Origin of the sequence: Nitrospirillum guanabarense, from assembly GCF_034653355.1 — a bacterium.
Classification (GTDB): Bacteria; Pseudomonadota; Alphaproteobacteria; order Azospirillales; family Azospirillaceae; genus Nitrospirillum.
In genome coordinates this window covers 813,506-835,613 of the sequence record NZ_JAYEER010000004.1, presented here as the reverse complement: position 1 = coordinate 835,613, position 22,108 = coordinate 813,506, and the positions used below count along the sequence as shown (strand labels likewise).

The 22,108-nt window shown below is 69.8% G+C and carries 17 protein-coding genes; 6 read left to right on the top strand and 11 right to left on the bottom strand.

Annotated elements, in window-relative coordinates; all coding sequences use genetic code 11:
• Positions 1 to 9: 9 nt before the first annotated feature.
• Complete coding sequence (locus UAA55_RS21855; RefSeq protein ID WP_322955355.1) at positions 10 to 1,074, top strand: ABC transporter ATP-binding protein; 1,065 nt, start codon at positions 10 to 12, stop codon at positions 1,072 to 1,074.
• On the opposite strand, the gene UAA55_RS21850 is transcribed toward UAA55_RS21855, so the two are convergent.
• The 4 genes from UAA55_RS21850 to UAA55_RS21835 all read right to left on the bottom strand — a co-directional run bounded on the left by UAA55_RS21850 (position 1,071) and on the right by UAA55_RS21835 (position 6,709).
• Positions 1,071 to 1,760 (bottom strand): DNA-3-methyladenine glycosylase I, encoded by a 690-nt coding sequence (locus UAA55_RS21850; protein ID WP_322955353.1) that lies wholly within the window; start codon positions 1,758 to 1,760, stop codon positions 1,071 to 1,073. The two genes, UAA55_RS21855 and UAA55_RS21850, sit on opposite strands and share 4 nt — an antisense overlap.
• Before the next feature lie 73 nt (positions 1,761 to 1,833).
• Positions 1,834 to 3,339 carry a S10 family peptidase gene (locus tag UAA55_RS21845; protein ID WP_322955352.1) on the bottom strand — a complete coding sequence of 502 codons (1,506 nt, stop codon included), beginning with the start codon at positions 3,337 to 3,339 and terminating at the stop codon, positions 1,834 to 1,836.
• A 239-nt stretch (positions 3,340 to 3,578) separates the two neighbouring features.
• On the bottom strand, positions 3,579 to 3,986 hold the full coding sequence (locus tag UAA55_RS21840) for a hypothetical protein (RefSeq protein WP_322955351.1): 408 nt from the start codon (positions 3,984 to 3,986) through the stop codon (positions 3,579 to 3,581).
• Between the two features lie 77 nt (positions 3,987 to 4,063).
• A complete protein-coding gene (locus UAA55_RS21835; RefSeq protein ID WP_322955350.1) occupies positions 4,064 to 6,709 on the bottom strand; it encodes a tyrosinase family protein in 2,646 nt (881 codons plus the stop codon).
• A 252-nt stretch (positions 6,710 to 6,961) separates the two neighbouring features.
• Here UAA55_RS21835 and UAA55_RS21830 point away from each other — a divergent pair, with 252 nt between their 5' ends.
• The 4 genes from UAA55_RS21830 (at position 6,962) to UAA55_RS21815 (ending at position 10,216) form a co-directional block, all read left to right on the top strand.
• Positions 6,962 to 8,068: a carbohydrate kinase gene (locus UAA55_RS21830; RefSeq protein WP_322955348.1), complete on the top strand. Its 1,107-nt coding sequence runs from the start codon at positions 6,962 to 6,964 to the stop codon at positions 8,066 to 8,068.
• An 8-nt stretch (positions 8,069 to 8,076) separates the two neighbouring features.
• Complete coding sequence (locus tag UAA55_RS21825; RefSeq protein WP_322955346.1) at positions 8,077 to 8,991, top strand: pseudouridine-5'-phosphate glycosidase; 915 nt, start codon at positions 8,077 to 8,079, stop codon at positions 8,989 to 8,991.
• A gap of 77 nt (positions 8,992 to 9,068) precedes the next feature.
• Positions 9,069 to 9,563: a helix-turn-helix transcriptional regulator gene (locus UAA55_RS21820; protein ID WP_322955344.1), complete on the top strand. Its 495-nt coding sequence runs from the start codon at positions 9,069 to 9,071 to the stop codon at positions 9,561 to 9,563.
• Positions 9,564 to 9,667: 104 nt separating this feature from the next.
• Positions 9,668 to 10,216 (top strand): DUF4199 domain-containing protein, encoded by a 549-nt coding sequence (locus UAA55_RS21815; RefSeq protein ID WP_145615473.1) that lies wholly within the window; start codon positions 9,668 to 9,670, stop codon positions 10,214 to 10,216.
• Here the strand turns inward: UAA55_RS21815 and UAA55_RS21810 are convergent, their stop codons facing one another.
• The 3 genes from UAA55_RS21810 to UAA55_RS21800 all read right to left on the bottom strand — a co-directional run bounded on the left by UAA55_RS21810 (position 10,217) and on the right by UAA55_RS21800 (position 14,668).
• Positions 10,217 to 10,894, bottom strand: a complete 678-nt coding sequence (locus UAA55_RS21810) for a cupin domain-containing protein (RefSeq protein WP_322955341.1) — start codon at positions 10,892 to 10,894, stop codon at positions 10,217 to 10,219.
• A gap of 34 nt (positions 10,895 to 10,928) precedes the next feature.
• Positions 10,929 to 12,053, bottom strand: coding sequence for an alpha/beta hydrolase (locus tag UAA55_RS21805; RefSeq protein WP_322955339.1), 1,125 nt, complete (start codon positions 12,051 to 12,053; stop codon positions 10,929 to 10,931).
• 110 nt (positions 12,054 to 12,163) lie between these two features.
• The gene (locus UAA55_RS21800) at positions 12,164 to 14,668 is read right to left on the bottom strand and encodes a zinc-dependent metalloprotease (protein ID WP_322955337.1); all 2,505 of its coding nucleotides are present in this window, start codon (positions 14,666 to 14,668) and stop codon (positions 12,164 to 12,166) included.
• 243 nt (positions 14,669 to 14,911) lie between these two features.
• Between UAA55_RS21800 and UAA55_RS21795 the strand changes: the two genes are divergently transcribed.
• Positions 14,912 to 17,992 (top strand): two-component regulator propeller domain-containing protein, encoded by a 3,081-nt coding sequence (locus UAA55_RS21795; RefSeq protein WP_322955336.1) that lies wholly within the window; start codon positions 14,912 to 14,914, stop codon positions 17,990 to 17,992.
• A gap of 51 nt (positions 17,993 to 18,043) precedes the next feature.
• Here the strand turns inward: UAA55_RS21795 and UAA55_RS21790 are convergent, their stop codons facing one another.
• Genes UAA55_RS21790 through UAA55_RS21775 form a run of 4 tightly spaced genes read right to left on the bottom strand, consistent with a single transcriptional unit; the run spans position 18,044 to position 22,104 of the window.
• Complete coding sequence (locus UAA55_RS21790; protein WP_322955335.1) at positions 18,044 to 18,868, bottom strand: biopolymer transporter Tol; 825 nt, start codon at positions 18,866 to 18,868, stop codon at positions 18,044 to 18,046.
• Positions 18,869 to 18,897: 29 nt separating this feature from the next.
• On the bottom strand, positions 18,898 to 19,824 hold the full coding sequence (locus tag UAA55_RS21785) for a VOC family protein (RefSeq protein ID WP_322955334.1): 927 nt from the start codon (positions 19,822 to 19,824) through the stop codon (positions 18,898 to 18,900).
• 31 nt (positions 19,825 to 19,855) lie between these two features.
• Positions 19,856 to 20,797 (bottom strand): beta-galactosidase trimerization domain-containing protein, encoded by a 942-nt coding sequence (locus UAA55_RS21780; RefSeq protein WP_322957742.1) that lies wholly within the window; start codon positions 20,795 to 20,797, stop codon positions 19,856 to 19,858.
• 14 nt (positions 20,798 to 20,811) lie between these two features.
• Positions 20,812 to 22,104, bottom strand: coding sequence for an alpha-amylase family protein (locus tag UAA55_RS21775; RefSeq protein ID WP_322955332.1), 1,293 nt, complete (start codon positions 22,102 to 22,104; stop codon positions 20,812 to 20,814).
• Positions 22,105 to 22,108: the final 4 nt, after the last annotated feature.

Genomic DNA, 22,108 nt, shown 5'->3' with positions numbered 1-22,108 from the left:
CCCATCCCCATGGCCACCATCACGCTTTCCAACGTCGACAAGGATTACGGCGGCGGCCCGGTGCTGCGCGGCATTGACCTGGAGATCCGCGAGGGGGAGTTCGTGGCCTTGATGGGGCCGTCGGGCTGCGGCAAGTCCACCCTGCTGCGCCTGATCGCCGGGCTGGAGGAGCCCAGCGGCGGCGAGATCCGCATCGACGGCCGGCGGGTGAACGAGGTGGCGCCCAAGGACCGGGACCTGGCCATGGTGTTCCAGTCCTACGCCCTCTATCCCCACATGACGGTGCGGGAAAACATGAGCTTCGCCCTGAAGCAACGCCGCCTGCCGCCGGCGGAGATCAAGGCAGCGGTGGAGGCCGCCGCCGTCAAGCTGGGCCTGACCGGCCTGCTGGAACGCAAGCCCAAGGCCCTGTCGGGCGGCCAGCGCCAGCGCGTGGCCATGGGCCGCGCCATCGTGCGCAACCCCAAGGCCTTCCTGTTCGATGAGCCCCTGTCCAACCTGGACGCCCGCCTGCGCGAGCAGATGCGCTATGAGATCCGCAAACTGCACCGCGAGCTGGGCGCCACCAGCGTCTATGTCACCCACGACCAGGTGGAGGCCATGACCATGGCCGACCGCATCGTCGCCCTGAATGACGGCGCCATCCAGCAGGTGGGCAGCCCCCAGGATCTCTACGACCAGCCCGCCAACCTGTTCGTGGCCGGCTTCCTGGGCTCTCCGCCCATGAACTTCCTGGACGCGACGCTGGCGCCCGACGGCGCCCTGGTGGTGGAGGGCCAGACGCTGGCCCGCATCTCCCCGCCCGCCGGTCTGGCGGCCGGGACCACCCTCACCCTGGGCCTGCGGCCGGAGCGCCTGGCCCTGACCACTCCAACGGAGGGCACGGCTGTCCGCGTTGACGTGGTGGAGACCACGGGCACCGGCCGGGTGGTGCACCTGGCCCTCGGCCCGCAACGCCTGAAGCTGTTCACCATGGACCCGCGCCCACTAGCGCCAGGTGACGTTATGGGCCTGGTCGTGCCGTCGGGCGCGCCGCTGCTGTTCGATCCGGTGAACGGCGCCCGCCTGTCTTAGTGATAGGGCCCGCTTTCGACACTCATCGCCAGGAGTCGGCTCAGTGCCGTCAGATCGCGGCCGGTCTCCGCCGACCACGTGTTGAACGCCTGCTGCACCTTGGCCATGTCGCCCTTGCCGCCCGGCGCCTTGGTCAGCACGCCTTCGCGGATCAGGGCCGTCACCACGTCCTGGGTGAGGATGAAAGCGGGCTTGCCCAGGGTGCGCAGGAAGCGCATGCCGGTCTCGCCGCCCAGGCGGCTGGCGCGTTTCTTCAGCACGTCCAGCAAACCCACGAAGTCGGCGTCGGGCCAGCCGGCGAAGAAGCGGGCCGCACTGCCGTGCTCGGCCGCCAGGTCCAGCAGGAACTGGGCGTTCGCTTGCACCGCCCGCACCTTGGCGGCGTTGCGGATGATGCGCGTGTCCTTCAACAGCGCGTCGAACCACTCTTCCGACATGGCCGCGCAGCGGTGGACGTCGAAGCCTTCGAACGCCTCTTCGAAGCCGGGCCATTTGGCGTTGATGACCTTCCAGGAGAAGCCGCCCTGGAACAGGTGGCGCGTCATCTCCGCCAGGATGCGGGCGTCGGGGATGGCGGCGATGGCATCAGCAGTGCGCGACCGGTGGTCGGCCAGCTTGGCCTCCAGCGCATCCATGCCCCCATGGCGGGCCGCCGCCAGCGCCACGACCGCATCGAAATCCGACATGCCCATCCCCCCCAAATGAAAAGCCGGCCGGGAGCGTGTCCCGGCCGGCGTTCACTTTACATCAGGTTCAACCTCACTTGGCGTCGTACATCGCCATCACGTCCTTGCGGAAGGACGCGCCGCTGTCGGGGCGGGCGTAGAACATGTGGCCGCCGGGGTACATGCGCAGCTTCACCCGCTCCGCGACGCCGTAGGTCGGCATCTGGTCGATCAGCATGCGCGAGCCGAAATAGGGACAGGACAGGTCGTTCCAGCCGTGGACGATGGTCACCGCCATCTTGGGGTCGTTGGCGATGGCCTTGCGCAGGTCGGTGACGGGGTTGTCGGTGTCGTCCCGGTCCCACAGCTTGTTGACCTCATACGACAGGGCGTTGTAGCGCGCCTCCACCTTCCAGCCGACCTGGTTGGTGACGAAGTCCGCCATGGCCGAGGTGGTGGGGGCGATCAGGCCGTCTAGCAGCGGATCGTTGTAGCGGGCGTCGGCGCTGGAGGGGAACGGGTCGAAGGCGGTGACGTTGCTGTCGTAGACCGAGCCCACCTTGCCCTCGGCCCGGTGGATTTCACGCAGGTAGGTGCCGATGTCCACCCGGCCGTTCATGCGGCGCACCAGCTTGGGGTCCAGGCCGGTCAGCTCCGCCACCTTGGCGGACAGGCGGTCGGTGGCGGCCTTGTCGCGCGGGCCGGCCATCAGATCCTGCATGAACTCGGTGCGGTCGTACTTCTCCACCGGGCCCATGGTGGTCTCGTTCAGGGGTTTGCCCTGGCGCTCGAAATTGCCGGCGGCCATGGCGGTCAGGTTGATCATCCACGGCAGGGGCGACAGGGCGTCAGCCTCACCGATGGCCGGCGGGTCCAGGTAGGGCGACACCAGGGTCATGCCCGACACGCCCACGCCGATGCGGCTCTGCAGGTAATAGGCCAGGCGCGGCAGGCGATAGCCGCCGTAGCTCTCGCCCACCAGGTACTTCTTGCTGGTCAGGCGGTTGTTGGTCAGCAGCCAGTCATAGATGATGCGGCTGAGGTAATGGATGTCGGAATCGGCGGTGTAGAAGGCCTTCTTCGTCTGTTCCTCATCCACCTTGGTGCGGGAGAAGCCGGTGCCGATGGGGTCGATGAAGACCAGGTCGGTGAAGTCCAGCCAGCTGTTGGCGTTGTCCTTCAGGATGGCCGGGTCGGACGGGCTGTCGCCGGCCTTGCCGAAGGCCACCTGCTTCGGGCCGATGGCCCCCAGGTTCAGATAGACGGAGGAGGCGCCGGGGCCGCCGTTGAAGGCGAAGGTCACCGGGCGCGCGGCGGCGCCGGAACCGGCGACGGTGTAGGCGGTGTACACCACCTCGCCGATGGTCTTGCCCTTCTCGTCCTTCACCGGCAGGGAGCCGACGGTGGCCGTGTACTCGACGCGCTTGCCGGCGATGGTGGCCGTCTGCTTGATCGACTTCGGGGCCGGGAACGGCGCCAGCTCGCCGTCATCCTTCGGCGCCTCCTTGCCCGGCTTGTCGGCGGGTTTGTCGGCGGCATAGGTGGGCGCGCCCATGGCCATCAACAGGGCGAAGCACGAGACGAACGTAGTGATGCGCATGAAGGATGGTTCCCTGATCGGTCGGCATCTTTGTGCCTGATGGCGACTTTTAGACCATGGTCGCCACCGCCCCCGCAAGCCTGGGGCATCTCCTGCGGCATCGGGGTGCCAGTTACACCGGACCTTGGGTTGATGAATGGCCCCACGGGCCCCTGCGGCGCAACCAGCGGGACCTCCGCCCCGCCGGTAATGGGGATACCGTATCCGTCGACAGCCGTGTGAGTCGCGTCCGCCGGCCCTCAGGTGCCGCGCGGATACGGCAGGGTGCGCAGCCAGTCGCGTATGGTCGCCAGCTCATCGGCGGTGGCATGGCGCCGGGCCGTGGCAGGGCTCAGCACCGGCATGCGCGCCGGGCTGCCGTCCGCGCCGGGCGACAACATGCGCACCAGCGCGCACTGCGCCGTGATCTGGGCGTCGCTCAGGGTCGCATAGGGCAGGTCCGGAATGAGCTGGATATCGCTGCTAGCCTGCCCGCCGCCATAGGGGTTGGCGATGGAGGCCAGCAGTTCCGGCTCGCTTTCCCAACTATAGCGGCCCTGGGCATCGTGGCGGCCATAGATCTCGAACCGCTCCTGGATATCGTCCTGGGACGCGGTGATGGTGAACAGGATGGTCTGCACGTCGGCGAAGGTCGGCGGGTTGGCCATGGGGATATTCCTTCATGTGCGGGCCGGGCGGCTGGGTCTGCGGGTCACGCGCCGCCCGGGTGGGAGAGATGTATGGGTCAGCCGGCGGCCAGCGCCAGCATGTGCCGTGCGGTCTTCAGCGCCGCCTGCTCCGCTGGCGACGTGGCCGACAGGACGTCCAGCAGGTGGGCCAGGCGGGCGCGCCGGCTCGCCGGCAGGTCGCGGCCGTGGTCCAGGACATAGGCGCCGACGGCGGCGATGGCCTGGGCCTTCAGCTCCGCCGGCGCCGTCCGGTCCCGGTCCAGGCTGGCCACCACGGTCTCGAAGGCCGCTTCGTTCAGGTGGCGCAGGCTGTTCACGGCCGCGGCGCGGGCGTCAACCGTGGCCTTGGCGTCCGCCGCCAGCCCCTTCACCAGGCTGATGGTGGCCGCGTCGCCGATGTGGGCCAGCACGGTGGCGGCCAGCGCCTTGGTCTTCCACCAGTCAATGCCCACGCTGGTGGGCGTCGTCGCGCGGGCCTTCAGAAGGCCACGCATGGTGTCCAAGGTCACGGCCTTGTCAAAGGGCGTGGCGCAGCTGGCGTTGGCCTTGCCATGGACATGGTGGCTGTTCGCGGCCGGCACCGCCTCGAACAGGTTGGTGGAGGCGACGAAGGCCGTCGCGTCCTGCGGGAAGATGCGTACGGCGTCGGTGGGCTTGGCCAGGAAGTGCTGCAACTCCACCGTCAGGCCGCCCACGACGCATGGGTTATTGTCGGGCACGCCGTTGCGGGCGGTGGCGTACAGGCCCTTGTCCAGCATCGACACCGTCTTGGGCGCAGGTGGCGGCGCCGTTTCCGCCGCCATGTCGACCGGGCGGTTGGCAAACATCTCCATGGCGCGCACTCGTTCCACGGCATGGGCCAGCGTGGGGTGCTTGGCATCGCCCTCAACCTTGTAGGCCGTCTCCACCGCGTAAGCCGTATCGACGCGGGCGAGGATGTCCAGGGCGGCCGCGCGCACCTCCGCATCCTCGGCCGTCGCCAGCGCCACCGTCTGGATGGCGGACTTGGCCGACGTGTCGGACGCCGCCGCCAGATCCACCTGCGCCGCTTGCTCCACCCGTTCCGCCACCGGGCGGTCCTTGGCCAGGAAGGTGGTCAAGGCCGTGGCGGTGGGCGCCACGTCGCCCTGGAAGGGCAGGCTCTGCTGTTTGGGCGACCAGGGCAGGTTGTCATAGCCGACGCCGGCGTCGGTATCGGGCGTGACGTAGCCGGCATAGTCGATCAGCTCACCCGGCGTGGGCTTGGCCGGCGCCTGCGGCCACAGGCCCGGCACGCCGGAGGGCGCGAAGGGTCCGCCCACGGTCTGCGGCGGCCGGCGGGCGCTGAAGGTCGCCACCGGCTTGGGCTGGATCTCCTCGTTCCACGGCCACATGGTGTCGCGCAAGTGGTGGCCCAGCGGATTGGTCTTGTTGCTGGGCTTGCCGTCGGCATAGGCGTCGTTGGGCCAATACTGGGCGGGGTCGGCGCCGTCGGAGCGGAAGCGGTCGTAATGCTGCTGCCAGGCCGCCCACAGCCAGTCGAAATAGGTGTGGAAGGGCCAGAACATGGGATCGCTGGGCGAGATCATGCAGTTGGACATCCACACGCCGGACCAGCCGTGGCCGATGTTATGGGGGTTGGCCTCCACCGAGCCGGCCATGAAGGAATAGTTGGACTTCAGCCCCGCCTTGGATTTGTCCAGCAGCATGCCCGGCGTGTTGAACAGCTTGACGTTGTTGCGGTCCTGCCGCCAGCGCATCAGCGGCCCGCGGCCCGGCATGTTCCAGCCGTACAGCGGGTTGCCGGCGTCGAAGCGGATCAGGTCCGTCGCCATGAAGTCCGGGTCGCCGGCCACGGTGTTGGCGCCGGTGAAGTCGGCGTGGAACACCGTCGCCCCATCCTTGCCCGGCGAATAGTACATGGGCCAGTAGGGCAGCGTGACAGAGGGGTCCACCTTCTGCAGCGCCCGCTCCAGCTCCAACAGGAAGGCGCGGTGCCAGGCGACGAAGGCGGCCGCCTTGTGCTCCTGGTCCGGATAGCCGATGTCCGCCGGCTCCGCGAAGCCGCGGGCGCCGATGTCGTGCATGTCCACCAGGAAGGTGTAGGTGTCCCGCCAGCGCGGGTCGGGCGATTTCTGGAAGCGCAGGGCCGCCAGCGCCCAGAGGAAGCGGCCGCGCTCCTCGGCGCTCAGCGTCTCCTCATTGCGGCGCACGCGCACCATGACCTGGGCGCCGCCCACCACCGGCCCCGTGGCCGTGCCCTGGTGGGCGAGGATGGCCGTGTCCTTATCGTCGCGGCTGAAGTGCGGGAAGTCGCCGGCCACCACGATGGGCTGGGGCGTGCCGTCGCCCTTCAGCGTCAGGGTGATCTGGTCCTTGGCACCGCCGCCCTCCACCGCCTTTTTGTACTCGTCCGCCGTCAGGGCGAAGTTGACGTGGCCCTTGCCCTCGGCCGGGGCGGCGCCGTTGGTCAGCACCACGGTGACGGTCGCCCCCGGCGGCAGGGTGCCGGGGCGGACGCGCACCAAAGTCGGGCTGGGTGCCCAGGTGACATAGTCGAAATGTGCGCCCGTCCGGGCATCGCCATGGACCAGGATTTCCACCTGCGCGCTCGCGCCATCGGCCACGGTCTGCGCGCCGGCCGCCATCGACAGCCCCACTCCCAGCGCCACGGCCGCGCACATGCAGGCCCGCCGGGCCACCGCCTTCATCGATCGCCGCATCCCGTCCCCCTCCAGAGCGTTCGGTAATTTACCCGCCATGAACGCATTAATAATTAAATTAACAACCTGGAGTATGAATGCCGCCGCGCGTTCGGCCAAGAGGGTATTGTGTCATGAGTTCTTACAATACAGATACTCAACCTGAGAGAACCGGCACGACGGTTCGGGGTGTGATCGAGGTCGCCATAAAACATATGTTTTCTTCAGAACATATGTTTATAACTCCTTGTGATCTTCCCCGCCGGACAGCCCATGACCGACCTCAGCGACCAGGAACGCGCGGTATTGGCCGCCATCGAGGCCAACCCCTTCGTCAGCCAGCAGGACATGGCCGACACCTTGGGCCTGGCCCGTTCCACCGTCGCCGCCCACGTGGTCAGCCTGACGCAGAAGGGCCGGCTGCTGGGCCGGGGCTATATCCTGCCGGCCGGGCGCCGCGTGGTCTGCCTGGGCGGGGCGGTGCTGGACCGCAAGTACCAGGCGCTGGCCCCCCTGGTCCCGGCCACCTCCAACCCGGTGACCGGCGTGCGCAGCCCCGGCGGCGTCGCCCGCAATGTGGCGGAGAACCTGGCCCGCCTGGCGGTGCCCACCGCCTTGGTCTCCCTGGTGGGGGAGGATGAGGCCGGCCGCGAAATCCTGAACCATCTGCGCGCCCTCGGCGTCGACGTCAGCCAGGCGGCGGCGACGGCGGAAGCGCCCACCGCAGAATACGCCGCCATCCTGGGCCCGGACGGCGACCTGGCGGTGGCAGCCGCCGACATGCGCATCTTCGACCTGTTCACCCCCGCCTTGCTGGATCGCGCCTGGCCACACCTGGCGGCGGCCAGCTGGGTCTTCGCCGACTGCAACCTGCCGGCGGAAACGGTGGCGGCCCTGGTCACGCGGCGGCGGGGCGCCCGCTTCCGCCTGGCCATCGACGCCGTCTCCATCCCCAAGCTGGCGCGCCTGCCGCGAGACCTGACCGGCATCGACCTGCTGTTCATGAATCTGGATGAGGCCAACGCCCTGCTAGGCACCCGCCATGCGGGGCTGGAGGGCGCCCAGGCGGCCGCCCACGGATTGCGCGCCCACGGGGCGGCCGGCGCCGTCGTCACCCTGGGCGCCCAGGGCACAGCCGTCGCTGGCGACGACACAGCCGCCACCTTCGCGGCCGTACCCGCCCAGGCCCTCGACACCACCGGCGCCGGCGACGCCATGATTGCCGGCACCCTGCACCGCCTGGTGGCCGGCGATGGCCTGCTGGCCGCCGCCAGGATGGGCGCCTTGGTGGGGGCGCTGACCACCGAAAGCAAAGCCAGCGTCCATCCCGGCCTGTCGCCGCAATTGCTGGCCGCCAACCTGCACCGCCTGACGATTTGAGGTTCCCGATGTCCCTCCTGAAGCCCGTCCTCAGCCCCGAGGTCGCCGATGCGCTGCCCGCCGGCCACCCGGTGGTGGCGCTGGAATCCACCATCATCACCCACGGCATGCCCTATCCCGCCAATCTGGAAACAGCGCTGGCGGTGGAGGATGTGGTGCGCGCCAACGGCGCCGTGCCCGCCACCATCGCCTTGGTGCGGGGCGTGGCCCGCGCCGGCCTGACGGCGGCGGAGCTTGAGGATTTGGCCCAGGCCAAGGGTGTCGTGAAGGCGTCCAGCCGGGACCTCGCCGCCGTCATGGTGCGGCGGGGCAGCGCCGGCACCACCGTGTCCGCCACCATGCGCCTCGCCGACCTGGCCGGCATCACCCTGTTCGCCACCGGCGGCGTGGGCGGCGTGCACCGGGGGGCGGAGGCCACCTTCGACATCTCCGCCGACCTGACGGAGCTGGGCCGCACGCCCACCACCGTGGTCTGCGCCGGCGTGAAGTCCATTCTGGACATCCCCAAGACGCTGGAGTTCCTGGAAACCCAGCGCGTGCCCGTCATCGCCTATGGCAGCGACGACTTCCCCGCCTTCTTCACCCGCAGCAGCGGCCACAAGGCCGACCATCGCCTGGACAGCGCGGAGGAGATCGCCGCCACCATGCGCCTGCATCGGGATCTGGGCTGCGGCACCGGCATCATGATCGCCAACCCCATCCCCGAGGCCGACGCCCTGGACCCCGCCTTCATCGACGGCACCATCACGGACGCGGTGGCGGAGGCCGAAGCCCGGGGCATCAGCCGCAAGGACCTGACACCCTTCCTGCTGGCCCGCATCAACGAACTGTCGGGCGGCCGCAGCCTGAGGGCCAACATCGCCCTGGTGAAGAACAACGCGGCATTGGCCGCCCGTATCGCCGTGGCCTACGCCGCCGGCTGACAGCGGGCCAACTTGACAGCGGGAGTGGCCCCGGCGGACCTTCATGGCGACTGGTCCGATCAGCCTGAAGGAAAGCCATGCGCCGTCGCCTGTTGCCGCAGCGCCTGTTGCCGCAGCGAGTGCGGGCGGCGCTCCAGCGCCGGGCGGACTGGCTGCCGGCCGCGCGGCGCGTGGCGCTCTACGGCCTGGCGCTGGCCATCGGCACGGCGGCCCTGCAGTGGCTGGATTACCAGCGCCTGGCCCGCGCCCATTCCGACGACATCTATATCCTCCTGATCGCGGCGGCCTTCCTGGCCCTGGGCGTGATGGTAGGGATGCGGCTCATGCGCCCCGCCCCGCCGCTGCCGGCGGAGGGCAACGTCCAGGCCCAGGCCGGCCTGGGCATCAGCGCGCGCGAGATGGCCGTGTTGCGTGAGCTGGCGGCCGGACGGTCCAACAAGGAGATCGCGCTGGTGCTGGACATCTCGCCCAACACGGTGAAGACGCACCTGGCCCGCCTGTTCGAGAAGCTGGGCGCCCAACGCCGCACCGACGCCGTCAACCGCGCCCGGGAGTTGGGTCTAGTGCCCTGAATAAAGGGTGATTCCGGCCAAATCACCCGTTCGGGCGATTGCCCGCGACCGGATTTGCGGGGCACTGAGGGGCACGGACCACACGGAACCAAAGGGGCATTCGCATGCTGCGCAAAATCCTGACCTACGGCCTGGCCGCCGGCCTCATCTCCGGCCTGGCCATGGGGGTGCTGACCACGGTCCCGCACGGCCACCTGCCCATGGCGGTGGAGATGGCCCTGGGTTACGCCACCATGCTGGTGGCGCTCAGCACCATTTTCCTGGCGGTGAAGCGCCACCGCGACACCGCCCTGGGCGGCGTCATCCGTTTCTGGCCCGCCCTGTTCCTGGGCCTGGGCATCAGCGTCGTCGGCGGGGTGATCTACGCCCTGGCGTGGGAGGTGACGCAGGCCGTGAACCACATGGACTATGTCAACGACTACGCCCAGGCCATGATCAGCCAGGAGAAGGCCAAGGGCGCCTCGGACGAGGCCCTGGCCGCCCTGACGGCGGAGATGGACAAGATGAGGGCGAAGTACGCCAACCCCTTCTACCGCCTATCCTTGACCTTCAATGAGATCTTCCCCGTGGGCGTGCTGGTGTCGCTGGTTTCCGCCGGCCTGCTGCGCAACAGCCGCTTCTGGCCCGCCCGGCGCGCGCCGGTCCTGGCCTGATCAGAAGGCGCAGACATCGGGGTGCAGCAGCGGCCCGGCCTTCAACCAGACGCGGGCGCCCCGCCCGCCGGTATGGACCATCAGGTCCTGGCCGGCGGGCAGGCGCAGCCAGGACTGGGGGTGGAACGCCTCGCCCCCCTCGGTGAAGCCGCCGGCCACGACCAGCAGTTCCAGGCCCTGCGGATTGGTCACACGCACCTCGGAGTCCGGCCCCCAGTCCTCCAGCCGCACCTCCTCATGCCGATCGGTGAACAGGCTCAGGGCGCGCTCAACGCCGGGGCGGGTCGGCAACGCCTCCCCCTCGCCCGGCTGGAGGACAACGCGGGCGTGGTCATCGGCCCGGAACTGCCACAGCTTCACGAAGATGACGCAGCCGGGGACGGAACCGGGGGCATGGGCCGTGCCCGGCGGGTTACGGACATAGGTGCCGGCGGGGAAATCGCCCGTTTCATCCTGGAACACGCCGTCCAGCACCAGGAACTCCTCTCCGCCCGGATGGCCGTGTGTGGGGAAGCGGCTGCCGGCGGCATAGCGGACGATGGAGGTGGCGCGCGCCTTCTCATCCCCGACGCGCGACAGCATGCGGCGGTCCACGCCCGGCGACGGGCTGGGCACCCAATCCATGCCACCGGCATGCACCGCCGTGCGCACGGCAAGGTCGTCGTTCAGCCGCATCATCGCCCGCCCTCCTTCACCTCATGGGCATCTCAACTCACGGGCCCTCCGCCTCCGGCGCCACGTCGCCCACGGCCGCCGCCAGCGGCCGGGCGTCCTGCACCAGGTGGACTAGCACCCGGCCCGGTTCCTCGCCATACATCATATGGGCGGAGTTCTCGAACCAGACGAAGCGCTTGGACGGCGCCGACAGCTTGCGGAACCAGGCCTGCACCGGTTCCGACGGCGTGGTGTAGTCATGCCGGCCGGCGAAGATGATGAGAGGGCAATCCAGCTTCGTCAGGCCGGTGAAGTTGGCCCCGGCCAGGTCGGGCAGCAGCTTAGGCAGTGAAAAGCCGCTGCCCTGGTCGATGGCCTTGAAGTCGGCGTCGGAGTAGTCCGGCGAAATCCTTTCGGCGTTTTCCCAATAGTCGTAATTGTCGCGGCCATAGGTCAGGCCACCGAACTTCACGGACCATTTGCGCTCCACCCCCAGCTTGTCGATGGGCAGGCTGCCGTCCTTTTCCGGATAGGGGGTGATGCCCTCCAGCTCCTTCAGCGCCTGGGTCTCATCCCGCCGCCGCGCCTCATCCAGCACCCAGGCGTAGTTCACCTTTTCCGCCGCCACCGTGTCGATGATCTGGCCGGCGCCGATATAGGCGTACAGCCAGTCGGGCCGACGGGCCGCCAGGTTCAGGCCGATGATCGTGCCCCAGGAATGGCCGATGGCGAAGACCTTGCGCTTGCCGTAAGTGGCACGGAGGTAATCCACCAGTTCCTCCGCGTCGCGCACGATGCGGTCGGCGCTCAAGGTGGGCGCGATCTTGGCCGGGTCGTTCAGCAGGTAAGTCTTGCCCGACCCGCGCTGGTCCCATTCCACCACCGTGAAATAGTCGGTCCACGGCGCTTCGAACAGATAGCGGGTGGGCAGCTCGGGCGCCGCCGGGCCGCCGTGGATGACCAGCAGGATGGGGTTGCGCCTGTCCTTGCCGCGCACGGTGATCCATTGCTGGATGCCGCCGATCTCCACCGCCTTGGCCTCATCGATGCCGTTGGCCGAGACCACCTTGCCCACCGTGCCCAGGATGGCGCGGGTGTCCGGCGGCGGTGACGCCAGCGCCGGCACCGCCAGGGCCGTAAAGGCCATCGCGAAGACCACGGATTTCAGGCTTGGACCAGGCATACGCTTCTCCCACTCAACAGTTTTGCGACGACCCTAGCGGCCGAGCATCGCGGGGGCACGGGAAAAAAGCGACTGGCCCCTGCCGCCACCCCGCATCCGATCCTTCCTGCTCAGGGCAAATCCATCCAGTCGCTTTCCCCGCCGATGGGATCGCCCGGCGGCACCTCCACCGAGCGCGGATGGTCGGCCAGCAGCTTGTCCGCCTGCTGCGGGTCCAGCAGCTGCCGCGACAGGCTGAGGGCCCAGGCGCGCTCGTCGGTGTCGCCCCGGCCTTTCGCCAGGGTCTCCGCCACCTCTTGCACCCGCTGGTCCAGCAGGGCCGCCACCTCCGGCGTGGTGCCGGGACGGCGGGCCACCTGGGCCATGGTAACGATGGCGCGATAGGCGACGCGGCGGCTGACGGCGTCGCTCCTGTCCGGCAGCGCGGCGGCGGTCAGCCGCTCCAGCACCTCAGCCACCCCCAGCGCCTGCGGGTCGGCGGCGTGCTGCGCCGCCAGCCGGGCGAGACGCGTGGGCGCCAGCAGGGTGTTGAGGGTGATGGAGGCCGCGACGTCCGCAGCCACCAGCGGGTCGAACACCGGGCCGCCGGCGGTGGCGAACAGCTCGATATCGAACTGGCGGTTGTCGCTGCCGTTGCGGGCGGCGGACAGCAGGGGCAACAGGCCGGCCGGCACACGCAGTTGGTCGGCCGACAGGGTGGAGAGCAGGGCCGACAGGGCGGCACGCTGGGCGGCGGCGGCCACGGGCGCAGACGCCTCCCGCCCGTCGCCCTTCACCGAATAGGCGAAGGTGACGCCGCCCACCGACTTGGCGGCGGCGTTGACCTGATAACGATGCAGCAGCCAGATGGGCACGAAGCGCCGGCGCAGCTCCGCCACCGCCTCACCCGGCGCCAGGGCCTTCAGGCCGAACTGGTCGATGGCGGCGCGGCGCACGCCCATCAGGCGGATCAGCTCCGCCACCGGATCGGCGCCGTCGTCCCACAGCCCGCCCCAAGGCTGGGCCGTGTCCGGGCGGCGGGCATTGTCGTCCTGGACATAGCGCAGGCCGGCGGCCACCGTCGCCGCGGCCTTGGCATCGGCCGCCGCCTGATCGTCCTGGCCGGCGGGCGCGGTCCCGTACAGCCAGTCCACCGTCGCCTTATCCCAGGCACCCACGCCGGTGCCATAGGCGTCCGACAGGTCAGGATGGCCATCAACCAAGCCGATGCGCGGGGCGGGATAGTCCATGACCGAGGCGCGGCCCTGCGTGCTGGCGGCAAAATTGTGAGCGAAGCCCAGGGCGTGCCCCACCTCATGCGCGCCCAGCTGGCGCAGCCGGGCCAGCGCCACCTGGACCGGATCGTTGGGTCCGCCGGCCCCCACCTTGTCCGCCCCCACCAGGCCTTCGAAGATCAGGATGTCCTGCCGCACCCGTTCGGAGCCCAGGACCACCATGCCCTTCACGATCTCCCCCGTGCGCGGGTCCACGATCTCCTGCCCATAGGACCAGCCGCGGGTGGCGCGATCCACCCAGTTGACGATGTTATAGCGCACGTCCATGGGGTCCACGCCGTCGGGCAGTGGTTCCGCCCGGAAGGCGTCGATGTAGCCGGCGGCCTCAAAGGCCTGGGCCCACCAGTTGATGCCTTCCAGCAGGGCGGTACGCATCGGCTCCGGCACCGTGCGGTCCAGGTAGAAGACGATGGGTTTCTTGACGCGGGACCGGGCGGCGGCCGGGTCCACCTTCTCCAGGCGGAAGCGGTTGGCCACGTCATGCACCACGTCCTGGCCCAGGGACCGGCCGTAATCCACCGCCTGGGTGGAGAAGCCACCCAGGCGCGGATCGAAGGCGCGCGAGGTGAAGCCGGGGCCCGGCAAGCGCACGAAGCTGTGGTGCACGGTGAAGCTGACCTGGCGGGCATCGGGAGCGATGTTCTCCACCTCAGCCCCCGGATGGTCGGAGGTGTAGGTCTGGATGGCGTCGACCTCCAGATTGTCGGGAAACAGCTTGAGCGAGGCGGGGTCGGCGGCGCTGAGGCCCCCGTCCAGCCTGAAGCCCTTGCCGGCACCCTGCGGCGCGCCGCCGGTGCCGATGGCGTCGCCCTCCTGCCCCAGCGACTTGGCGATGCCCAGCATGTCGGCGGTCAGGAACTTGGCGATGTCCACCGCCACCCGCCCGTCAGGCAAGGGCACGGCGTCCCCCATCCACACGATGGAGGTGGCGAAGTCGGCGCTGGGGCCGGACGCCGTGGGGTTGCGGAAGCGCGGGTTTTCGAACTGGACGGCGACCTTGGCGCCCAGCAGGCGGAAGGCCAGCACCTGCGTCTGCCCGATGCGCCCCCGGTCCAGGAAGGTGGGGGCGGAGCCCAGGCCCGTGCGCAGCGCCGGCGTGTAAAGGTACCGGGCCATCACGCCGTCGGTCCCCGGCGCCGGCAGGGTCAGGAAGATCTTGCCCTGGCCCTTGTCGACGCGCACCGGCATCAGACCGTCCTGCGCCGGCAGGTTCTGCAGGGCCGAGGCTGGCCCGGGTGACGCCCCGGCGGTTGGCGCCCCCGCCGGTGGCGCGCCCAGCGCGACGGGCGCGGCGGAAGAAACCAGTGCCAAGGCCAACGCGGCCAGCAATGACGTGCGCAACGGATGCCCCCATGTTCCCCTGTTTGGGGGCACGATGGGCCGAAACGCCCCGGCGGCACAAGGGCCGGCTCGATTAGTCCGTTGAAAAACCATTTCGTATCTGACGCATATTCATAATGCCCTGACCTGAAGATAGCGTCCTGGTAGCGACCGGCCGGTGCCAAGGCACGCTTTACCTGTTATGGTTCCCCTATCGAATGGATGATGGGCGGCGGCATCTTGAGCGGGACGCGGTTAGGCGGGTTGTTCCTCGACGGCTTACGGCTGTGCGGCGTTGTCCTGTTGCTGGGCTTGACCGTCCTTCCGTCGGCCGCGGGCGCCGCGACGACGGCCCGCTGGTCCGGCCTGGCGGAAACGGTGTTCCAGAACTATGGCCGCGACCAGGGCCTGCCCCACCCCGTGCCCACCGCCCTGGTGCAGGACCACGACGGGTTCATCTGGGTGGGAACCCAGGGTGGCCTCGCCCGCTGGGACGGCTACCGCTTCAAAAGCTACACGGCCAGCCTTGAGGTGCCGGGCAGCCTGCCCAGCGACTTCATCAAAAGCCTGTTCGTCGACCCCCAGGGCCGGCTGTGGGTGGGCGCCAACAGCCTGGCGCTGTATGACGCCGCCGCCGACCGGTTCGAAACCATACCCCTGGGTGCCATCAACGGGCGGCCCGACATCGGCGTCATCACCGACGACGGCACCGGTGGCCTGTGGATCGGCACCGACGACAGCCTGCGCCACCTGGACATCGACAGCCGGGCCGTGACCGTGCTGCGCGCCGGGACGCCGGAGGCGGGCGGCCTGCCCGGCGGCCGGGTGCAGGCCGTGCTGCGCGACGGCACCGGCGGCCTGTGGGTGGGCACGGCCCAGGGACTGGCCTACCGTAAGCCGGGCGGGGCCGGCTTCACGGCGGTGCCATTGGGCGATGCCGAGCGGACGCCAGCCGGGGATCCGGCGCGGACCAACGTCTCCGTCCTGTTCCAGGATGGCGACGGGCGCATCTGGATCGGCACCATCCGCTATGGCCTGTTCGTCATCGACCGGCCTGGCGCCGCCCCCCGCGCGATGAACCCCGGCGCCACCGACCTGACGGGCTGGATCTCCGCCATCTGCGCCGCGGGTCCGCACGAGATTTGGGTGGGCCTGCGCAATCGCAGCATCATCGCCATCGACACCCGCTCCGGCGCCATGCGCGCCATCCGCCATGACCGCACCCAGCCCAGCAGCCTAGCCCACGACGACATCTGGGCCCTGATGCGGGACAGCGCCGGTTCCCTGTGGGTGGGCGGCACCGGCGGCCTCAGCTACCATCCCCACGACGCCGGCCTGATCGCCACGGTGTTCGGCGGCAGCCGGGCGGAAGGCTTGAGCGCCAGCGACGTGTTCGCCGTGCTGTCGGCACACGACGGCCGGGTCTGGATGGGCTTCTTCGACGGCGGCATCGACGTGGTCGATCCGCAAGGGGGCCGGATCACCGCGTTGCGCCCCGACCCCAACCGGCCGGAAGACGCCCTGCCCCCCGACATCGTCTTCCGCATGGCCCAGGATGAGGCCGGCCGGGTCTACATCGCCACGCGCCGGGGGCTGTACCGCGCCGACCCGGCGGCCAACGCCGTGCATCGCGTCGCCCTGCCCGGCGGCCGCGACCCCGCCGCCCCCGCCATGTCGGTGATCATCCGCGACGGCCTGTTGTGGCTGGGCGGGGAGGAGGACGGGCTGCACAGCTACACCCTGGACGGTCCCGGCGGCACCCCTGGCCGCCTGATGTTCGGCAGCGCGCCCGCCGACCAGGACAGGCTGTCCGACCGCACCATCCGCGCCCTGCTGGCGGGCACCGGGCGGGATCTTTGGGTGGGAACCCGCAACGGCCTGAACCACATCGACATCGCCACCGGCGCGGTGGAGCAAATCCCGCCGGCGCCCGGCGATCCGAAGGGCTTGCCCGACCCCTATGTCACCAGCCTGCTGGTGGACCGGCAGGGCCGGCTGTGGGTGGGCACCTTCGGCGGCGGCCTGGCGCTGATGACCGGACGCGGCCCGGACGACAAGCCGCGGTTCCGCCGCTTCGGTCTGGCCCAGGGCATGCCCCACCCCAATGTCTGCAGCCTGGAGATGGACGGCGACGGCGTGATCTGGGCCGGCACCGACGACGGGCTGGCCCGCATCGACCCCGAGACGCTGGAGGTGCGCGCGGTGCGCCGCGCCGACGGCTCCGCCCTGGTCGACTATTTCGTGGGCGCCAGCACCGCCACCCCGGCGGGAGAGGCGCTGTTCGGCTCCAAGGGCGGAATGACCGTGGTACGCCCCGGCACGCTGCCGCCCTGGCGCTTCCCCGCCCCGGTGGTCATCACCGACCTGCGGGTGGGCGGCCACCCCATGCCCGTGGCCAGGGCCGCCGCCGGGCCGCTGGTGCTGACGCCCGAAACCAACAGCCTGGCGGCGGAATTCGCCGCCCTGGACTACACCGCCCCCGGCCGCAACCGCTACGCCTACCGGCTGGAGGGGTATGACACCGACTGGATCCAGGCGGACGTCAACCGCCGCCTGGCCGTTTACAGCAACCTGCCGCCGGGCGATTACACCCTGCGCCTGCGGGGCAGCAACCGCGACGGCGTGTGGGCGGAACGGGATCTGACCCTGCCCTTGCGCGTCATGCCCGCCTGGTATCAGCGCCTGGGGGTGCGCCTGCTGGCGGGCGCGCTGGTGGTGGTGGCGGTGACGCTGCTGGTGCGCTGGCGCACCGCCTACCTCCGCCGCCGCCAGGCGGAGCTGGAAAGCCAGATCGCCGATCGCACGGCCGACCTGCGCGCCGCCAACGACCGCCTGACCCACCTGGCCACCACCGACCCGCTGACCGGCTGCGCCAACCGCCACCATTTCATGGAGCGGGCGCGCGACATGATCGCGCTCGCCAGCCGCCACGGCACGCCCCTGACCCTGGCCATCCTGGACCTGGACGAGTTCAAGCACGTGAACGACACCCACGGCCATCCCGGCGGCGACGCGGTGCTGGCCCTCACCGGGCGCATCATCGCCGGCCATGTCCGCTCCACCGACCTGGTGGGCCGCATCGGCGGGGAGGAGTTCGCGCTGCTGATGCCCCACACCGCCGCCCACGGCGCCCGCCTGCTGGCCGACCGCCTGCGCCAGGCCATCGGCGACGAGTGCGTGGCGATCGAGGGCGGCGCCAGTATCCGCGTCACCGCCAGCCTGGGCCTGGCCGAACTGAACAGCGGCGAAGATCTGGACGCCCTCTACGTCCGCGCCGACGCCGCCCTCTACCGCGCCAAACAATCCGGCCGCAACCGGGTGGAGATGACGCGCACCGTGGGGTGAGGCGGAGACCGTTCAGGCTCTCCCCAGGCAGGAGCGTCCCTTACCCAGGTCCTACCGCACCTTGCCAGCCACATTCTCCAGCACGACGCCCGACAGCACCGCCGTGTCGGGTGTGGTCGGCAGGTGGGAGACGAAGCCGATGCCGGCGTAGAAGGGTTCGGTCAGGTGCAGGGGGATGGGGGCGCCATAGGGATGCATGGGTTCGCCCTGTTCGCTGACCCACAGGGTGAAGGCGTCGCCCTTCTTTTCGATGCCGATGCGCTGGGGGTGCAGGGTGACCAAGCCGCCGACGGCCTCGCCCTTCAGGGCGCCGCGGCTGCCGACCTTGTATTCCATGTCGACCATCTCGGCCCCCTTGGCCGGGCGCCAGGCGATGTGGAACATGCCGGTGCCGTGCAGGCCCACCACCATCTCCGGCGCGTCGTCGTCCAGGCTCTGGCGGATGACCAGCAGCGCCTTGCGGTCGCCGTAGCCCACCGGATTGGGGAATGCGACGTCCGCCGCCAGCGACACGTCGCCGGACATCTTCTTCCACAGGAAACGGAACTCATCCCGGCCGTACCACATGTTGTAGCCGGCCGAAGTGATGGTGTAGCGGCCGTCCTGGACCGTTCCCTGCCCCGGCACCAGGGCGCCGCCCACGTCCGCCTGGCCGTCGAACAGGCCGATGGGCGTGTCCTCAACGCGCGATGGGCGGTGGAAGTCCGCCGGCGGGGCCACCTGGCGGTGGCCGGGATAGTCGGGATAGGCCCAGTCCGGCGCCGTGGGCGTGCCGGGCGCGCTGTTGGCGGGCGAGGTGCCGGGCACCTCTTGCGCCCAGGCCGGCGTGGTGGCCAGAGCCATCAGAACGGCCAGCGCGGTCATGCGATGCTTCATCTCGTTCTTCCCAATCTTGAGGACGCCGCTCACTTCTCCGGATCCGGCGCGCCGAACGGGGTGCAGCAGGGCGTGCCGACGGCGTGCAGCTCCATCAGTTCCGCCCGGGTCCCGTCGGGGTCGATCAGGTTCATCTGCCACTTCGCGTCGCGCCCGATCTTGGGCAGGTTGTCCTGGCCCTTCAGCCGGTCGCCATTCCACAGCAGGGTGTAGGCGGCCTCCGCGTTGGGGATGGCCAGGGCGAAATGGTTGAAGACACCCAGGGTGGCCTGCGACAGGTCCGGCGGGATGCCTTTCGTGTCCGGCGTGCCCACCACCATGTATTCGATCCAGTCGCGGCCATCGGGCAGCTGCAGGGAAATCCAGGTCGGCTTGTCATCCTCCATCCCGCCGGCCCAATAGGGATGCAGGCCTAGGATCTGCTGGTAGAAGCCGTCTTCCAGGGCCCGGTTATGGACGATGAAGCCGAAATGCATCATATGACTGGAGAGCGCGTTGACCGGGATGCTGGGCGGCGTGGCCGGCGCCTGCACGAACTGCATCACCGTGCCCTCGGGATCGGTCACGTCGAACCAGCGGCTGCCGTCCGACCCCTGCCGCACCTTGCCCGGCACCGCGATCTTCTTGGCGATCAGATAGTCGCGCATGGCGGCGACGTCGGGGGTGTTGAAGGCGCCATGGGCCAGGCGGTTGATGCCGGTGTACCCCGCCGGCAGGGGCAGCACCTCCACGAACTGCGTGGGGCTGAAGTAATAGCGCACGCCGGCCGGATTTTCCGGATCCGGCAGCTTGGTGGCGCCCAGGTCGTGGACGTAGAACGCCTCCGACTTCGCCATGTCCGCCGCGTAGATCGCCAGATGCGAGACGGCGACGATGGGCGGCCGCGCCGGGGTGGCCGCCTGCGCCATGCCGCACAAACCCGCAAGCACCAGCGTGCCGATGATCGTTCCTTTCATGGTTCCTCCCTGTTTTGTTTTACGTTGAAGATCAAATTTCCAGCGCCACCACTTCGTATTCGTCCAGGCTGGGCACGGTGAATTCCACCACCGCGCCCTCCTGCCGAAAGGGCAGCGGCTGGCCGGCGCGCAGCAGGCTCGCCTGCCGGATGGGCCCTGGTGACGGCAGGGTCATGCGCACCAATTGCGGCCCCAGCGGGCTCAACCCGCGGGCGGCGGTGGCGCGGAATCCGGGGTAGGTGTGGTTGACCAGATGCAGGGCGTAGCCCGGCTCCGTCTCCCACCCGAACACCTCCACCAGGCCCGGGCCCTGAACGGTGATGGACGGCGCCGGGGCCAGCCAGCGCAGGGCGTTGGTGACAAGATCGCCCAGGTCGGCGGCGCCGGAGCGCCAGTAGCCGGCCTCCACATCCGCCGCCAGGTACACCAGACGCGCCCCACCCGCCTCGCGCACTGCGATGGTGGGCTGGTCGGTGTGCGGCTGGCGGCTGTAGACCCCTTCCGTCGGGTACCAGGGATACTGCGCCACATGGGTCAGCAGGGGCGGGCCGTCGATGGTGATGGGCACGCGGCAGCTGGAGCCCTGGATCCAATCCGTCTCCTCGAACCCCGCCAGGATGGGATGGCGCCGCTCGATGCGCTGGATGGCGCTGGACCCGGGGAAGCGCGGCTGATTGGGCGTGGCCACCTGGCCGAAGCTTTCGCGCTTGCCCGCCCGGCGCATGCCGAACAGGGCGCCCAAGGCAAAATCGTCACGGGGGCGGCCGCCCTCGTCGTACAGCCCGGTCTCGAAGGTCGCCAGCACGCCGCCGCCCGCCTTGGCGAAGGCCGTCACGGCGGCGGCCTGGGCGTCGCCCATCAGTGCGATGTTGGGCAGCACCAGGGTCTGGTATCGGCTGAGCGTGGCCGCGTTCAGGTCACGGTCCAGCACCACGTCGAAGGGGATGCGCGCCTCGGTCAGCAGCTGGTACATGCCCTGGACGGCGTCTAGCGTGTCCGTGCCCGCCGGCGGGTCGTACAGGCGGTTGCCGCGCTGGGACACCACCAGGGCCACGCCGGCGATCGAACGACGGTTGTGGAAATGACGGTCGTTGGCGGCCTGCCAGGCCAGCACCTCCCGCCCCACCTTCTGCCAGCGCCGATCCTCGACGAAACCCTGCTGATAGCCCAGCCAGTGGTAGTGGACCACCCCGCCCGCCGCCAGCGTCTGGTGGATGCGCGAGCGCACCTCCACCGCGTTGCCGGTGACGTTGCGCCAGCGGATGTCGCCGGCGATCTCATACCCCGCCGTGATGTTGGTGACGGGGCGGTCCCCCCTTTTCCACCAGGGGAATTGCCAACGATCGCCTTGCCGATGCGGGTCTGCTGGCTGGCGTCCCAGGCGGGGGCGCCGATGCCGCCGCGCCCCTGGTTGTCAGCCATGAACCAGGGTGCCGTGGCGGCCAGGGCCGACAGGTCCAGGGTGCCGCCGCGGAAGCCGCCGCCCAGGTTGCCGGTGAAGATCAGCCGGGCGTCATGCTTCTTCACCAGGGCGTCGTAGCGGCCCCACAGCTCCACCGCCCGCTTCAGGAAAGCATCCTCATACGCCCGGCTGTGCGGGTCGCCGATGGTGCGGCAGATGGGGCAATAGCAGACGACGGCGTCCGGGCTGGGCCAACCGTTGCTGTAGATGCCGTCGATGGGGTAGCGGCTGAGCACCTCATCGAACAGGGCCGGCACGAAAGTGGTGTAATAGTCGCTGAACTGGCAGGTGGGCGCGAACTCCGACGAGGCCGACGGGTCGTCCGGCGCCCCCACCAGGGAGCGGCGGACCAGGGCGCCATCCTGGGTGCGGCAAAACCAGTCGGGATGCCTGTCCGCCAGCTGGCTCTTGGCGATATCGATGCTGAAGCGGCCCATGACGCGGATGCCCCGCGCCTTGGCCGCCGCCACACATTCCCCGAACACGTCCCGGCCCTTCAGCCAGGCGCTGACCGGCAGGTCCGGCAGGCCCGTGGGATAAAAGGCCACCACGTTGGTGCCGCTGAGATAGGTCATCTGCGCCTGGCAGGAGGCCAGGTAGTCGGCCCACCTCTCGACGTCGAAGGTCTCGGGATCACGCTCGTTGAAATTGACGTGGACGATGCGCTTCATGCGCTGGTGCCAGGCGTCGGGCGGGTAGACGCCCGCCCCCGGCCTGGGCGCGGCGACAGCCGTGCCGGTGCTGGCGGCGGCCAGCGCCGCCCCGGCCATCAGGGCGAACTCACGGCGGGTGGGTTCCATGCCATGGATCAAGGTCATGGGT